Raw genomic sequence first — 15,600 nt, forward strand, 5'->3', positions numbered from 1 at the left:
GCGCGCTTCGTTTTTTTGCGTAGTGGCGGTACCGATTCAGATTTGATCCGATGAGCACTTTTCCCACTCTCGACGCGTGGCTTTCGCATCTCGAGCGCGCGCACCCGGTCGGCATCGACATGGGCCTCACCCGCATCGGCCAGGTCAAGGCGGCGCTCGGGCTCGAATTCGCGTGCCCGGTGATCACGGTCGGCGGCACCAACGGCAAGGGCTCGACCTGCGCGTTCCTCGAGACGATCCTCGTGCGCGCCGGCTACAAGGTCGGCTGCCACACGTCGCCGCACCTGCTCGCGTTCAACGAGCGGGCGAGGGTGAACGGCGAGACGGTCGCCGACGACGCGCTGCTGCCGCACTTCGAGGCCGTCGAGGCCGCGCGCACGTCGCTGCCGGAGCCGGTGTCGCTCACGTACTTCGAATTCACGACGCTCGCGATCCTGCACCTGTTCGCGTCGCGCGGGCTCGACGCGGTGATCCTCGAAGTCGGCCTCGGCGGCCGGCTCGACGCGGTCAACATCATCGACACCGATTGCGCGATCGTCACCAGCATCGATATCGACCACACCGAATACCTCGGCGATACGCGCGAGCAGATCGCGTTCGAAAAGGCCGGGATCTTCCGGCCGGGCAAGCCCGCGATCTGCGGCGATCCGGCCGTGCCGCAAACGCTGATCGACCACGCGGAAGCGATCGGCGCGGACCTGTGGCTCGTCGGCCGCGATTTCCGCTACGAGGCGCAGCCCGGCGCGGAGCGCCAGCAGTGGAGCTACCTCGGCCGCGACAAGCGCTATCCGGCGCTCGCGTACCCGGCGCTGCGCGGCGCGAATCAACTGATCAATGCGTCGGCGGCGCTCGCCGCGCTCGAATCGCTGCGCGCGGTGCTGCCGGTGTCCGCGCAGGACATCCGGCTCGGGCTCGCGAACGTCGAGCTGCCGGGCCGCTTCCAGGTGCTGCCGGGCAAGCCGGCGATCGTGCTCGACGTCGCGCACAATCCGCACGCGGCGGCCGTGCTCGCGCAGAATCTCGGCAACATGGGCTTCTTCCCGTACACGTACGCGGTGTTCGGCGCGATGCACGACAAGGACATCGACGGCGTGCTGCGGCACTTGAAGGGCGAGATCGACCACTGGTGCGTGACGGACTTGCCGCTGCCGCGCGCGGCGAGCGCCGGGCAGCTCGAAGCCGCATTGCGCCATGCGGGCGTCGAGGACGGCCCCGATTCGAGCGTCACGCGCCACGCGTCGCCGGCCGATGCGTTTCGCGATGCACTAAAAAGAGCATCGGAGAATGATAGAATCGTGGTTTTCGGCAGTTTCCATACGGTAGCTGGCGTGATGGCCTATCGTAAATCGCAGCAACACTGACTGACGGGCAGTTTCGGACTCAGCCATTCATGGGAATTTTCTCGTTCGGCAAGAAAGACGACGACGCGCCCACCCGGCGCGGCGGTCGTACCGGGACCTCCCGGAACGTGCGTAGCGAGCGTAGCGAGCGCACTGAACGCACAGAACGCGTCGAGCGGCGCTCGCGCCGCACCGAGCGTCCGGAATCGGACGCACTGCTCCTCGATCCGACCCTTCCAGAAAAGCAACGCGCGCGCCGCCGCCTCGTCGGCGCGATCGCGCTCGTGGTGGCCGCCGTCATCGTGCTGCCGATGGTGCTCGATTCGCACCCGAAGCCGGTGACCGACGACATCGCGATCGACATTCCCAACCGCCCCGCGCACCATGCGGCTCCGTCGCGCGACGAGGATGCGTCCGACGTGCAGGCAGGCGTCGCGCACGACGAGCCGCCCGCGTCCGAGACGGCCGCTGCGGCCGTTGCCGCCTCGCCGGCGCCTGCGGCGACGGACGTCGCGAAGGATGCCGCCAAGCCGGCGGCGAAACCCGACACCGCCGCGACCACCGCAAGCGTCGCGCCGAAGCCCGCTCCGGCGCCGGCCGCGCCCGCTCAACCCGCCAAGCCGGCCAAGCCGGCGGCGCCGAAGCCCGCGCCCGCGGCCGTCGCGCATGCCGACGACGGCGGCGACACGGCGACGCCGTCGTCGCCCGCCGGCGCGCGGTTCGCGGTGCAGCTCGGCGCGTTCAAGGACGACGCGACGGCCCGCTCGTGGGCGACCAAGTTGAAATCGGCGGGCGTGCCCGCATATGTCGAGCACCGCAAGCAGGCGGACGGCAGCACGGCTACACTGTTGCGTGCCGGCCCGTTCGCGGATCGCGCGGCGGCGTCCGCGGCGATCGCGAAGGTGCGCGAAGCCGGGCTGACCCAGTAACGCGCGATGCTGACGGCTTTTGACTACGCTGTATTGGCGGTGATCGCGTTGTCGGCGCTGCGCGGTGCGTGGCGCGGCTTCGTTTCGGAGATTTTCGGGCTGATCGGCTGGATCGCGGCGATCGTGATCGCCAGCCGCTACGTCGGGCTCGTGGTGCCGTATATCCCGGCAACCTGGCCGGGCGGCGCGCTGACGCAGTGGGTGCTCGCGTTCGCGCTGCTCGTGATCGGCGTCGTGTTCGTCGCCGGCGTCGCGAACGCGCTGCTGTCGCGGATCGCGCAGGTGTCGGGGCTCGGCGGCGTCGACCGGTCGCTCGGCATGATGTTCGGGCTCGTGCGCGGCGGCGTGCTGGTCGTGCTGCTGGTCGCCGCTGCCGGGCTGACCGAGCTGCCCAAACAGGAATTCTGGCGCAATGCGCTTTTGCGTCCGCTGGCCGAAGAGGGCGTGCACGAGCTGAAGTCGCTCCTGCCCGACGGCATGGCCCAGTACGTGCGCGTGTGATGACCGCGCGGCCGGGCAGGACGGAACCGTTTTTGTATTCTCTGAAGGACATGCCATGTGCGGCATCGTAGGTGTTATCTCCCAATCCCCGGTCAACCAGCTGATCTATGACAGCCTGCTGCTGCTGCAGCACCGCGGTCAGGATGCGGCAGGCATCGCGACGGCGGACGGCAGCAATTTCCACATGTACAAGGCGAACGGCATGGTGCGCGACGTGTTCCGCACGCGCAACATGCGCAGCCTGCCCGGCACGTACGGCATCGGCCAGGTCCGCTATCCGACCGCCGGTTCCGCGTCGAGCGAGGCGGAGGCGCAGCCGTTCTACGTGAACGCGCCGTTCGGGATCATCCTCGCGCACAACGGCAACCTGACGAACTGGCAGCAGCTCAAGGACGAGATGTTCCGGATCGACCGCCGGCACCTCAACACCAACTCCGACAGCGAGGTGCTGCTCAACGTGTTCGCGCACGAGCTGCAGCTGTCGACGACGGGCCTCGAGCTCGATCCGGCCGCGCTGTTCAAGGCGGTCGCGGGCGTCCATCGCCGCGTGGAGGGCTCGTACGCGATCGTGTCGCTGATCGCCGGCTACGGCCTGCTCGCATTCCGCGATCCGTTCGGCATCCGTCCGCTCTGCATCGGCAAGCTGGAAACCGAGCACGGCACCGAATGGATGCTCGCGTCGGAATCGGTCGCGGTCGAAGGCATCGGCTTCGAGTTCGTGCGCGACGTGCAGCCGGGCGAGGCGATCTTCATCGACCAGGCCGGCAACTTCCACAGCCAGCAGTGCGCGGACGCGCCGACGCTCAACCCGTGCATGTTCGAATACGTGTATCTCGCGCGTCCGGATTCGTGCCTCGACGGCGTGCCGGTCTACAACGTGCGCCTGCGCATGGGCGACTATCTGGCCGAGAAGATCAAGCGCGAGCTGCCGAACGTGCCGATCGACGTCGTGATGCCGATTCCCGATTCGTCGCGGCCGGCCGCGATGCAGGTCGCCGCGAAGCTCGGCGTCGAGTATCGCGAAGGCTTCTTCAAGAACCGCTACGTCGGCCGCACGTTCATCATGCCGGGCCAGGCGGTGCGCAAGAAGTCGGTGCGCCAGAAGCTCAACGCGATGAGCATCGAGTTCAAGGACAAGCACGTGCTGATCGTCGACGACTCGATCGTGCGCGGCACGACGTCCCACGAAATCGTGCAGATGGCGCGCGATGCGGGCGCGAAGTCGGTGATCTTCGCGTCGGCGGCGCCGCCGGTGAAGTTCCCGAACGTGTACGGCATCGACATGCCGACGCGCGGCGAGCTCGTCGCGCACGGCCGCAGCGACGACGAAGTCGCGAAGATCATCGGCGCCGACCACCTGATCTACCAGGACGTCGACGACCTGCGCCGCGCGGTGCGCGACATCAACCCGAAGCTCGAGCGCTTCGAGGCGTCGTGCTTCGACGGCAACTACATCACCGGCAACGTGACGCCCGAGTATCTCGATTCGATCGAGCGCGCGCGTCTCGCGCCGGCGTCGCAGGCCGACCGCGACACGAGCGAGCGGCGACGGCGCCGCGCGCTCGCAGATGAACCTGCAGCTGTCGGTCGAGTGACGCCGCTGCACGCCGTCGTACAGGCGTGATAGGATGTGGCCTTGCGTCGATTTGATTTCAGCTTGCGGACGCGGGGCTTCATCCCAAAACAGCTAAAGCGAAGGCCGGCGGCAGCCGGCCCGAGTCGACCGCTGTCGTACCGCACGAAGCCCGCTGATGCTGACGCATGGCGGGCTTTTTTGTTTGGTCTGGTCCGTGCGGCGCAGCACGGACATCGAAAACGGAAAACGGAACATGGACGACTCCCTCAACTTCGACACGCTTGCCGTGCGCGCGGGCACGCTGCGCAGCGACTTCAACGAGCACTCGGAAGCGCTGTTCCTCACGTCGAGCTTCTGCTTCAAGAGCGCGGCCGAGGCGGCCGAGCGCTTCGCGAACTCGGAAGACTATTTCACGTATTCGCGCTTCACCAATCCGACCGTGACGATGTTCCAGGACCGCCTCGCGGCGCTCGAGGGCGGCGAGGCGTGCATCGCGACCGCGTCGGGGATGGCCGCGATCATGTCGGTCGTGATGGCCGCGCTGCAGGCGGGCGACCACCTCGTCAGCTCGCGCAGCCTGTTCGGCTCGACGCTCGGGATGTTCTCGCAGATCTTCAGCAAGTTCGGCATCACGACGACCTTCGTCGATCCGACCGACCTGAACGCGTGGCGGGAAGCGGTGCGCCCGGAAACGAAGATGTTCTTCCTCGAGACGCCGTCGAACCCGCTGACCGAGCTCGCCGACATCGAAGCGATCGGCAGGATCGCGAAGGCGGCGAACGCGCTGTTCGTCGTCGACAACTGTTTCTGCAGCCCGGTGCTGCAGCAGCCGCTGAAGCTCGGCGCGGACGTCGTGATGCACTCGGCGACGAAGTTCCTCGACGGCCAGGGCCGCGTGCTCGGCGGCGCGCTGGTCGGCTCGAAGGAATTCATCATGGGCAAGGTGTTCCCGTTCGTGCGCAGCGCGGGGCCGACGCTGTCCGCGTTCAATGCGTGGGTGCTGCTGAAGGGGATGGAGACGCTGTCGCTGCGCGTCGAGCGGCAGTCGGCGAACGCGCTGGAGATCGCGCGCTGGCTCGATGCGCACCCGGCCGTCGCGCGCGTGTTCTATCCGGGGCTCGAATCGCATCCGCAGCACGCGCTCGCGAAGCGCCAGCAGAAGGCGGGCGGCGCGATCGTATCGTTCGAGCTGAAGGGCGACACGCCCGAACAGCAGCGTGCGAACGCGTGGCGCGTGATCGACGGCACGAAGCTGATCTCGATCACCGGCAACCTCGGCGACACGCGCACGACGATCACCCATCCGGCCACCACCACGCACGCCCGCATCACGCCGGAAGCGCGTGCGGCGGCGGGGATCACCGAAGGGCTGATCCGGCTCGCGGTCGGTCTCGAAGACGCGACGGACTTGCGCCGCGATCTCGCGCGCGGGCTCGAAGGCTGAGCGTGGCGATGCGGCGTGGCGGGCGGTTGACCGACGCTCGCCACCCGCCGGAACGTGTCAGGCGTGCGCGGCCTGCGCGCCGCGCATCGCGCCCACCATCCAGCGCAACGTCTCGTCGAGCGGCGTGACGGGCAGCTCGCCCACCGCGCGCCGCAGCCTGGCGCGCGAGCCGCTCAGGCTCTTCACTTCGTTGTCCCGCACGAAGCGCGGATCGACCGTCACGTCGATCACGTAGCCCGCGATGCGCGACAGCATCACCAGCACTTCCTTCAGCGAATACGCGCGCTCCGAGCAGACGTTGAACGTCTCGCCGGCCGGCGCCGCCTCGATCAGCCGCAGGTAGGCGGCCGTCACGTCGCGCACGTCCGAGAAATCGCGGCTCACGTCGAGATTGCCGAGCGAGATGCGCGGTTCGTTGCGCGCATAGTGCGCGACGAGCTTCGGCAGCAGGTACGCTTCGCTCTGGCCGACGCCCGTGTAGTTGAACGGGCGCGCGATCACGATCGGCAGCCGGTCGTGCCACAGTTTCGCCGCATATTCCATCGCGAGCTTGCTGACCGCGTAGTCGTTCGCGGGCGCGGGCGCGACGGTTTCGTCGAGCACGCCGGGCGTCGCGTTGCCGTAGACGTTCGCGCTGCTCGCGAGCAGCACCGCGGACGGGCGGCGGTCGAGGCCCGCGACGGCGGCCAGCAGATTGCGCGTGCCGACGATGTTGACCTGGTACGTCTGCGCCGGATCGTCCTGCGCGACGTGCGCGCGCGCGGCGAGGTGCACGACCGCGTCGGGCCGCGCATCGGCGGCCGCGGCGCGCAGCGCGTCCGCATCGAGCAGGTCGACGCTCAGCAGCGTGCAGTTCGCGAGCGCCGGATCGTCGGGCCGCGGCGCGCCGGGCGCCGTCGTGCCCCACACCTCGTAGCCGGCCGCTTCGAGGCGTTGCGCCATGTAGCGGCCGGTGAAGCCGGTCAGGCCCGTGACGAACGCACGGCGCGACGGGTGTTCAATACGTGTCATGGTGGCGATTGCGCGTCAAATCCGCTTCGACCATCATCTGGCAAAGTTGTTCGAGCGTCGTCTTCGGCGCCCAGCCGAGCTTGGCTTTGGCCTTGTCCGCGCAACCGATCAGCAGGTCGACTTCGGCCGGCCGGTAGAACTTCGGATTCACCTCGACGAGCACGTTGCCCGTCGCCGCGTCGAGGCCGCGCTCCTGCTCGCCCTTGCCGGTCCATTCGATCTGGTAGCCGGCGGCCGCGAACGCCATCCGCACGAAGTCGCGCACGGTCTCGGTGCGGTTGGTCGCGAGCACGTAGGTGTCGGGCTCGTCGACCTGCAGCATCCGCCACATCCCTTCGACGTATTCGAGCGCGAAGCCCCAGTCGCGCTTCGCGTCGAGGTTGCCGAGCTCGAGGCGCGTCGCCTTGCCGAGCTTGATCTTCGCGACGGTGTCGGTGATCTTGCGCGTGACGAATTCGCGGCCGCGCAGCGGCGACTCATGGTTGAACAGGATCCCGCTGCTGCCGAACAGGCCGTACGACTCGCGGTAGTTCACGGTCGTCCAGTGCGCGAACAGCTTCGCGACGCCGTACGGGCTGCGCGGGTAGAACGCGGTGGTTTCCGTCTGCGGAATCGCCTGCACCTTGCCGAACATTTCGGATGTCGAAGCCTGGTAGAAGCGCGTCTTCGGCGTGACCACGCGGATCGCCTCGAGCAGGTTCAGCGTGCCGAGGCCGGTCACCTCGGCGGTCGTCGACGGCTGGTCGAACGACACGCCGACGAAGCTCTGCGCGGCCAGGTTGTAGAGCTCGTCCGGCTGCGTGCGTTCGAGCAGGCGCAGGCTCGAGCCGGCGTCGGTCAGGTCGTGCTCGACGAGGGTGAGGTTCGGATGCGTGTCGACGCCGAGCTCGGCGATGCGCCAGAAATTGACCGAGCTGGTGCGGCGATAGGTGCCCGTGACCTGGTAGCCCTTGTCGAGCAGCAGCTTGGTCAGGTAGGCGCCGTCTTGCCCCGTCACCCCGGTAATGATGGCGCGAGTTTGGCTCATGGCGATGTCCTAGTCGAAACGATGGAGAAAATCAGGCGGTGGTGCGCGCCGCCGCCGGCAATGCGCTGCGCGCGGGGCCGCGCGTCAGGCGCCGCTCGAAGCCGTACCAGCTCGCGGTCGCATACGCGAGCGTGATCGCGAGCGCAAGCACGGCGGTGAGGTAGCGGTTCAGGTGCAGCGGCCAGAGCGCGTACAGCACGCTCAGGTGGATCAGGTACACGGTGTAGCTGACGGTGCCCACGTAGACGAGCGCGGGGTTCGTCAGCACGCGCTGCACGAGGCCGCGGCCGCGCAGCGCGATCACGACGATCGACGTGCACAGCAGCAGCGAGACGCTGTAGAGCGCCGCGTTCGACAGCGGCGTGTTCGCCGCGCGAAAGCGCGGGAACGACAGGTGCAGCCAGCCGAGGATCGCGAGCGACACGAGCGCGCCGGCGATCGCGAGCGGGTAGAACGGCTCCAGCGCGCGCCGGTCGCGCCGCAGCACGATCGCGAGCAGCGCGCCTGCGGCGAGCAGATCCATGCGGAACGGCGTCAGGTAGTAGATCGGCCAGAACGAGTCGAACCACGGCGTCGCGAGCGCGCGCAGCGCCGGCGCCGCGACGATCAGCGCGGCCGCAATCCAGAGCAGCGCGCGCTCCGAGCACCACAGCACGACGAACGGCCAGAAGATGTAGAACTGCTCCTCGACCGCGAGCGACCACAGCACGTTGAGGCTGTCGTGGCCGATGCCGCCGAGCGACAGCCCGATGTTGGTCGAGAAGAACGCGAACCACGGCCAATGCGGCAGCCAGCTCGCGCCGAACAGCAGCGTCGACACGACGAGCAGCAGCACGTACGGCGGCAGGATGCGGCGCACGCGCCGCGCGTAGAAATGGCTGAAGTAGGACTGCCCGCGCGCCTTGCGCTCGAGCAGGATGCCGGTGATCAGCAGCCCGCTCAGCACGAAGAACAGGTCGACGCCCATCCACAGCGGCGCCTTCAGCGCATGCTGCAGGAACACCGCGCCTACGGCGATCGCGCGCAACCCGTCGAGCTGGACGATGCGGCCGTGGTGCGGCACGGGCGTGTCGGCGGCGCGCCGCGCAATCGATGCGTGAACGTCATTCATGCGATTAGGTGATATATCGAATCGAAATCGATTCTAGGGAAAAGAAATCGGCAAAAAAACGCGCGTCATTGGGTTGATGGAAATCATCCGGTTTCCTTTCACGCGCATTGCTTGAAGATAATTTCCTGGCCGGGATGCCCGGGCCGGACGCTTCGGCGCGGCATTTTCTACAGCTTCGAGCGCATCGGGCGGTCGTTCTTGCCGCCTCGCCGGGTATTTCGGAATGGGTTCCGGCTCGATATTTCACGCGGAAACATCCCCAAATATTTCCAAATTTCTTGTGATTATTTTTGCTTGTAACCTGCATCGAGACGTTTGAAACCCATTTAGCGATGCGGCATTCGCGCGGCCTGCGGCCGCCGCGCCGGATCGCTGAAGCATCGAGTGGAGAAGCGCATTGCAACGTCTGATACTGGCCGCCATCGCGATGTGCGCGGCATGGCTGACGTGGGCCGCGCCGGCCGAAACGGTGCTGCCCGCGACGACGTCCTGGATCGGCAATACGTTCGGCTACGGCGACGGCTCCTGGACGCAGATCGACATCCGCGCGATCGCGGTGACGCCTGACGGCAAGGTGTATACGAACGCGCCGTGGGACGAGAGCGGCGCGGAAGCGAGCGTCTACCAGGACGGCAAGATGCTCGGCTTCGCCGGCGGCACGCACGGCTGGGGCAACCTCGGCGGCAATGCGGTCGCGGTGAACGGCAAGTATGCGTACGTCGCGATCGGCGTCGGCAACGAGCGCGGCCACCTTGTGTCGCCCGGCATCTGGCCTGACAAGGGCAAGCAATGGTTCGGCATCTCGCGGCGCGCGCTCGGCGACATGAAGCAGCCTGCGCCGTTTCGCGCCGCACCGCAGGTTGCGGCCGGCGGGCGCGCGGACGCCGGCCGCGCGCGGATGGCCGCGAGCTTCATGGTGATGAACGAGGTGGCGGCGCCGGCACGCTCGGAGGTGGGCGAGTCGAAGGCGGAAGTCGGCGGTCTCGCGGCCGACGACAAGACGCTGTTCGCGACCAATCCGACGCATGACGAAGTCGTCGTGTACGACGCCGAGACGATGCAGAAGAAGGGCGCGTGGAACGCGCACGAGCCGGGCCGGATCGCGCTCGCGGCCGACGGCACGGTATGGCTGCTGACCGATACGCTGAACGGGCCCGCGCATCTCGTGCACCTGCGCGCGGATGGCCGCAGGATCGACGACGCGCCCACGCTGCCGGACAACGCCGACGCGGTCGACGTCGCGGTCGATGCGAAAGGCCGCGTGCTCGTCGCCGACAACGGCCCGCGCCAGCAGGTCCTGATCTTCGCGAAAAGCGACAAGGGCTATGCGCTGTCGGGCACGCTCGGCGAGCGCGGCGGCATCTTCTCGGGCGCGGTGCCGGGCCGGCCGGGGCCGCAGCGCTTCAACGGGCTGACCAGCGTGGGCGTCGATCGCGCCGGCAACATCTACGTCGCGACCAACGGCATCGGGCCGCGCCACGACACGATCGGCGCGGGCCTCGGCGCGACGCTCGAGAGCTACGCGCCGGACGGCAAGCTGCGCTGGCAGGTGCAGGGCCTGCTGTTCGTCGACGGCGCGTGGATGGACCCGGCGCGGCCGAACAGCGTGTACACGGGCAACAAGCGCTTCGAGCTCGACCTGTCGAAGCCGCCCGGCCAGGAGTGGAAGTACGCGGGCTTCCTGTCGAACCGCTTCAAGTATCCGGACGATCCGGTGTTCCACACCGACCAGTGGCCGGGCACGCCGATGGCGCGCCGGCTCGACGGCCGCACGTTCCTGTACCTGACCGACATGTACGCGGACCACCTGAAGATCTACCGCTTCGATCCGAAGCGCGACGGCGAGGTCGCGATTCCGTCGGGCCTGATCGCGGGCCGCGCGCGGCCGGTCGACAAGGTGCCGAACAAGCCGCCGGGCGGCGACTGGCTGTGGCGCGACGCGAACGGCAACGGCCGCCTCGACGCCGACGAGTTCGACATCAACACGACCGGCAAGGCGAAGGCGGGCGGCTGGGGCTGGTGGGTCGACACGAAGGGCGACATCTGGCGCACGAGCGACGTGCGCGGCATCCACCGGTTCCGCTACGGTGGCGTCGACAAGGCCGGCAACCCGGTCTACGCGTACGACAAGGTCACGACCTATCCGATGCCGCAGCCGTTCACGCAGCTGCGCCGCGCGCTCTACGAGCCGCAGACCGACACGCTGTACGTGACCGGCTACACGCCCGATGCGCCGCCGCAGCCCGGCATCAACAAGGAAGTCGGCCGCGTGCTGATCCGCTTCGACAAGTGGTCCACCGGCTCACCGGTCGCGCGCTACACGGTCGCGCTGCCGTGGCAGCCGGACGCGAAGCCGATCCTGACGCTGGCGAGCATCACGGTCGAGGGCCGCTACATCTTCGCGGTGGAGCCGGTCGGCAAGATCCACGTGTACGACAAGGAAAGCGGCAAGGAGCTCGGCGTGATGAACCCGGGGCCTGAGGTCGGCCGGGCGTCCGGCTGGGTCGACGTGCCGTTCGGCATCAGCGCGTACCGGCGCGAGAACGGCGAGTACCTCGTGTTCGTCGAGGAAGACGCACGCGGCAAGGTGCTGATGTATCGCTGGAAACCGTGACGGACGGGAGCATGGACAAAGGCATTCTCAAGAACGTTTCGATCAATTTCATCGGGCTGATCCTGCCGACCTTCGTGTCGCTGGTGACGGTGCCCGCGTACATCCACGCGCTCGGCGTCGAGCGCTATGGCGTCGTCAGCCTCGTGTGGACGCTGATCGGCTATTTCGGGATCCTCGATCTCGGGATGAGCATGGCCGCGCAGAACCACATTTCGAAGGCGCTCGCGAGCGGTGACGATGCGCAAAGCGCGCGCGTGTTCTGGAGCGCGTTCTGGCTGAACCTCGGCACCGGCATCGCGGGCGGGCTGCTGATCTACTTCGGCGCGTTCGTCTATACCGCGTATTTCACGAAGGTGACGGCCGCGATGCAGCACGAGGTGTATCTCGCGCTGCCGTGGCTCGCGCTCGCGATTCCGCTCGCGAACGTGTCGTGGGTGTTCGCCGGCGCGATCAACGGCGCCGAGCGCTTCGGCGTGTTCAACACGAACCAGACGATCGGCACGTTCCTGTTCCAGCTGCTGCCGCTCGGCGCCGCATGGTGGATCGCGCCGAACCTGCAGACGGTGCTCGCCGCGGCGGTCGTGGCGCGCCTGATCGCCGCGGTGATGCTCGGCCACGCGAGCATCAAGGTGCTCGGCATCCGCCGCATCGACCCGCCGCAATGGGGCACCGCGAAGGGGCTGTTCAACTTCGGCGGCTGGATGCTGATCGCGAGCACGACCAGCATGATCGCCGACACGCTCGACCGCGTGATGCTCGGCGCGGGCATGGGCGCGAAGTTCGTCACCTACTACACGGTGCCGCAGAACCTCGTCACGCGCCTGAACATGCTGCCGAACGCGCTCGTGCGCACGCTGTTCCCGCGCCTGTCGGCGGTCGGCCGCGACCACGCGGATGCGCTCGCGCGCCAGTCGCTCGAATTCCTGAACGGCGTGTTCACGCCGGTCGCCGTCGTCGCGATCTTCGCGCTCGGGCCGTTCCTGGCGCTGTGGGTCGGCGCCGATCTCGCCGCGCATTCGGCGCCGGTCGGGCGCGTGCTGGTGATCAGCGTGTGGCTCGTCGGGCAGGCGAGCGTCACGCGCATCCTGATCCAGTCGCAGGTCAATCCGTCCCGCGCGGCGTTTGCCGGCCTCGTCCAGATGCCGTTCTTCGTCGGCGGGCTGTGGCTCGGCATCCACTATTTCGGGCTGATCGGCGCGGCGGTCGTCGTCGCCGCGCGCGCGCTCGTCGATTACGGCGTGCTGCTCTACCTGTCGGCGATCCGGATGCGGGCGATCGTGCTCGACATGGCCGCGCATCTCGCGTTCCTGCTTGCGAGCCTCTATCTTGCGCATACATGGCCGGGGCTCGTCGAATCGATCGTCATCTGCGCGGTCGTGCTGGCGCTGAACGTCGCGTGGTCGCTCACGATGACGCCGGGGCTGCGCACGCTGGCCCGCGGCCTGATCGTCCGTCTCAATGCGAGGAAAACAGTATGAATCGCGATCTGGCGGAACACGCCATCCTGAACGCGGCCACGGTCGAAGCGCCGGTGACGGCCGACGCCGTCGCGCCGCGCCAGGCCGCGTCCCGCGAACCCGCGGGCGCGCGCCATCCGGCCCGGCCGCTGCGCGTCGCGATCGTCCACGACTGGCTCGTCACGTACGCGGGCGCCGAACGCGTGCTCGAACAGATCATCGCGTGCTTTCCCGACGCGGACCTGTTCAGCCTCGTCGATTTTCTCGACGACCGCGCGTTCGTGCGCGGCAAGCCGGTCACGACGTCGTTCATCCAGAAGCTGCCGTTCGCGCGCACCAAGTACCGCAGCTACCTGCCGCTGATGCCGCTCGCGATCGAGCAGCTCGACGTGTCGGGCTACGACCTCGTGATCTCGAGCAGCCATGCGGTCGCGAAGGGCGTGCTGACCGGGCCCGACCAGGTGCACATCAGCTACGTGCATTCGCCGATCCGCTATGCGTGGGACCTGCAGCACCAGTACCTGGAGCAGTCGAACCTCACGCACGGGCCGAAATCGCTGCTCGCGCGGATGATCCTGCATTACATCCGCAACTGGGACACGCGCACCGCGAACGCGGTCGACGGCTTCGTCGCCAACTCCGCGTTCATCGCGCGGCGCATCAGGAAGGTGTACCAGCGCGACGCGGCGGTGATCTTCCCGCCGGTCGACGTCGACGCGTTCTCGCTGAACGCGGCCAAGGAGGATTTCTACCTGACCGCGTCGCGGATGGTGCCGTACAAGAAGATCGACCTGATCGTCGAGGCGTTCTCGCGGATGCCCGAGCGCAAGCTGGTCGTGATCGGCGACGGGCCGGAAATGCAGCGGGTCCGCGCGAAGGCCGGGCCGAACGTCGAGATCATGGGCTACCAGCCGTTCGCGGTGCTGCATGACCGGATGCGCCGCGCGAAGGCGTTCGTGTTCGCGGCCGAGGAGGATTTCGGCATCTCGGTGGTCGAGGCGCAGGCGTGCGGCACGCCCGTGATCGCGTACGGCAAGGGCGGCGCGCTCGAAACCGTGCTCGACCCGCAGTCGGGCGCGCGGCCGACCGGCCTCTTCTTCGACGAGCAGACCGCGCGCGCGATCGTGTCGGCGGTCGACGAATTCGAACGCGCGCCGCAGCGCTTCACGCCGCAGGCGTGCCGCGCGAATGCGGAGCGGTTTTCCGCCGACACGTTCCGGCGGCGCTTTCTCGACTACGTCGAGGCCGCGCTGCCCGGCGCGACCGCGCAGCAGGGCGCCGGTATTGCAGGGCGCCGGTATTGCGCAGATGTCTGCGCCGCCGCCCGCCGCGCGCGGCCCGGCGACGCTGGTGCTCGACCAGAGCGGCGTGCTGGGCGGCGCCGAGCTGTCGCTGCTCGAGATCATGAAGCACATGCGCGCGAACGCCGACGTGCTGCTGTTCGCCGACGGGCCGTTTCGCGCGGCGCTCGACGAGATCGGCGCGCGCGTCGACGTCGTCGAGCAGGGCGCGCTCGCGGGTGTGCGCAAGCGGGGCGGCGTGTCGGCCGGCGCGGTGAAGCAGCTGCTGCGGCTCGTGCGCGACGTCGCGCGCCGCGCGCGCCGCGCCGAGGTGATCTACGCGAACACGCAGCGTGCGATGGTGGTCGCCGCGCTGGCCGGGCGGCTCGCGCGCAAGCCGGTGGTCTGGCATCTGCGCGACATCGTCAGCGACGATCACTTCGGCCGCAAGCAGCTGCTCGCGATCAAGCATTGCGCGCGGCTCGGCGTGACGCGGGTGATCGCGAACTCCGACGCGTCCGCGCAGGCGTTCCGCGCGCTGACCGGCTTCACGCCGCAGCACGTCGACGTCGTGTTCAACGGCATCTCGGCCGAGCCGTTCGACGCGCTGGCCGGCGTCAGCCAGGCCGCGCTGCGCGCGCGCTTCGGGCTGCCCGAGCACGCGTGGCTGGTCGGCTCGTTCAGCCGGCTCGCGCGCTGGAAAGGCCAGCACCTGCTGCTGGAAGCCGCCGCCGGCCATCCGGACATGCACGTCGTGCTGGTCGGCGCGCCGCTGTTCGGCGAGGACGACTACGCGGCGCAGCTGCACGAAACCGTCGCGCGGCACGGGATGGACGACCGCGTGCATTTCCTCGGCTTCCAGCGCGATGTGGCTGCGTGCATGAAGGCGGTCGACGTCGTCGCGCACACGTCGATCACGCCCGAGCCGTTCGGGCGCGTGATCGTCGAGGGGATGCTCGCGAAGCGGCCGGTCGTCGCGGCGCGCGCGGGCGGCGTCGTCGAGATCATCGAGCACGACGACAACGGCCTGCTGTGCGAGCCCGGCAACGCGGCCGCGCTGGCCGATGCGCTCGGCAGGCTCAAGCACGACGGCGCGCTGCGCGAGCGCCTCGTCGCGAGCGGGCGGGCGACCGCGGTGCGGCGGTTCGGCACCGAAACCTATGTCGAGCGGGTCGAGAAGATCCTCGCCGATACGGCGAAGGCCGCGAAGGCGAAGAAGCGCTAGGCGCGAGGCGTCGAGGCGTGTCGATTCTTGTCGGCACGAGGCGGCGAGGAGGGGCCCTCATGCAGTGGTGCGCTGCATGAGGGCC

General features: G+C 68.4%; 9 protein-coding genes and 2 pseudogenes. 8 read left to right on the forward strand and 3 right to left on the reverse strand.

The window, feature by feature from the left end:
• The first annotated feature begins 50 nt into the window (after positions 1 to 50).
• The 5 genes and pseudogenes from folC (at position 51) to WJ35_RS22820 (ending at position 5,790) form a co-directional block, all read left to right on the forward strand.
• Entirely contained in the window at positions 51 to 1,361 is a 1,311-nt protein-coding gene (folC, locus tag WJ35_RS22800) for a bifunctional tetrahydrofolate synthase/dihydrofolate synthase (RefSeq protein ID WP_010089192.1), read from the forward strand.
• Between the two features lie 29 nt (positions 1,362 to 1,390).
• Positions 1,391 to 2,269, forward strand: coding sequence for an SPOR domain-containing protein (locus tag WJ35_RS22805; protein ID WP_069240057.1), 879 nt, complete (start codon positions 1,391 to 1,393; stop codon positions 2,267 to 2,269).
• 6 nt (positions 2,270 to 2,275) lie between these two features.
• Positions 2,276 to 2,770 carry a CvpA family protein gene (locus tag WJ35_RS22810; protein ID WP_060233967.1) on the forward strand — a complete coding sequence of 165 codons (495 nt, stop codon included), beginning with the start codon at positions 2,276 to 2,278 and terminating at the stop codon, positions 2,768 to 2,770.
• Positions 2,771 to 2,825: 55 nt separating this feature from the next.
• A pseudogene (gene purF / locus WJ35_RS22815) lies at positions 2,826 to 4,365 on the forward strand (amidophosphoribosyltransferase).
• Positions 4,366 to 4,599: 234 nt separating this feature from the next.
• On the forward strand, positions 4,600 to 5,790 hold the full coding sequence (locus WJ35_RS22820) for an O-succinylhomoserine sulfhydrylase (RefSeq protein ID WP_059673517.1): 1,191 nt from the start codon (positions 4,600 to 4,602) through the stop codon (positions 5,788 to 5,790).
• A 57-nt stretch (positions 5,791 to 5,847) separates the two neighbouring features.
• Here the strand turns inward: WJ35_RS22820 and WJ35_RS22825 are convergent, their stop codons facing one another.
• Genes WJ35_RS22825 through WJ35_RS22835 form a run of 3 tightly spaced genes read right to left on the reverse strand, consistent with a single transcriptional unit; the run spans position 5,848 to position 8,939 of the window.
• Entirely contained in the window at positions 5,848 to 6,801 is a 954-nt protein-coding gene (locus tag WJ35_RS22825; RefSeq protein ID WP_060233969.1) for an NAD-dependent epimerase/dehydratase family protein, read from the reverse strand.
• Positions 6,788 to 7,828: a GDP-mannose 4,6-dehydratase gene (gmd, locus tag WJ35_RS22830; protein ID WP_069240058.1), complete on the reverse strand. Its 1,041-nt coding sequence runs from the start codon at positions 7,826 to 7,828 to the stop codon at positions 6,788 to 6,790. The genes WJ35_RS22825 and gmd overlap by 14 nt, the downstream gene beginning before the upstream one ends.
• A 31-nt stretch (positions 7,829 to 7,859) precedes the next feature.
• Positions 7,860 to 8,939: an acyltransferase family protein gene (locus WJ35_RS22835; protein WP_010089200.1), complete on the reverse strand. Its 1,080-nt coding sequence runs from the start codon at positions 8,937 to 8,939 to the stop codon at positions 7,860 to 7,862.
• A gap of 397 nt (positions 8,940 to 9,336) precedes the next feature.
• Between WJ35_RS22835 and WJ35_RS22840 the strand changes: the two genes are divergently transcribed.
• From WJ35_RS22840 to WJ35_RS22850, 3 genes and pseudogenes are all read left to right on the forward strand, one after another.
• Entirely contained in the window at positions 9,337 to 11,553 is a 2,217-nt protein-coding gene (locus tag WJ35_RS22840; protein WP_155121963.1) for a hypothetical protein, read from the forward strand.
• An 11-nt stretch (positions 11,554 to 11,564) separates the two neighbouring features.
• A complete protein-coding gene (locus WJ35_RS22845; protein ID WP_060233970.1) occupies positions 11,565 to 13,031 on the forward strand; it encodes an oligosaccharide flippase family protein in 1,467 nt (488 codons plus the stop codon).
• Positions 13,028 to 15,515: pseudogene (locus WJ35_RS22850) on the forward strand (glycosyltransferase family 4 protein). The gene WJ35_RS22845 and the pseudogene WJ35_RS22850 overlap by 4 nt, the downstream one beginning before the upstream one ends.
• Positions 15,516 to 15,600: the final 85 nt, after the last annotated feature.

Source organism: Burkholderia ubonensis, from assembly GCF_001718695.1.
GTDB classification, from domain to species: Bacteria; Pseudomonadota; Gammaproteobacteria; order Burkholderiales; family Burkholderiaceae; genus Burkholderia; species Burkholderia ubonensis_B.

Bases quoted from the DNA above. Each gene is read 5' to 3' on its own strand.
- folC (WP_010089192.1), top strand. From the start codon at position 51: ATGAGCACTTTTCCCACTCTCGACGCGTGGCTTTCGCATCTCGAGCGC.
- WJ35_RS22805 (WP_069240057.1), top strand. From the start codon at position 1,391: ATGGGAATTTTCTCGTTCGGCAAGAAAGACGACGACGCGCCCACCCGG.
- WJ35_RS22810 (WP_060233967.1), top strand. From the start codon at position 2,276: ATGCTGACGGCTTTTGACTACGCTGTATTGGCGGTGATCGCGTTGTCG.
- WJ35_RS22820 (WP_059673517.1), top strand. From the start codon at position 4,600: ATGGACGACTCCCTCAACTTCGACACGCTTGCCGTGCGCGCGGGCACG.
- WJ35_RS22825 (WP_060233969.1), bottom strand. From the start codon at position 6,801: ATGACACGTATTGAACACCCGTCGCGCCGTGCGTTCGTCACGGGCCTG.
- gmd (WP_069240058.1), bottom strand. From the start codon at position 7,828: ATGAGCCAAACTCGCGCCATCATTACCGGGGTGACGGGGCAAGACGGC.
- WJ35_RS22835 (WP_010089200.1), bottom strand. From the start codon at position 8,939: ATGAATGACGTTCACGCATCGATTGCGCGGCGCGCCGCCGACACGCCC.
- WJ35_RS22845 (WP_060233970.1), top strand. From the start codon at position 11,565: ATGGACAAAGGCATTCTCAAGAACGTTTCGATCAATTTCATCGGGCTG.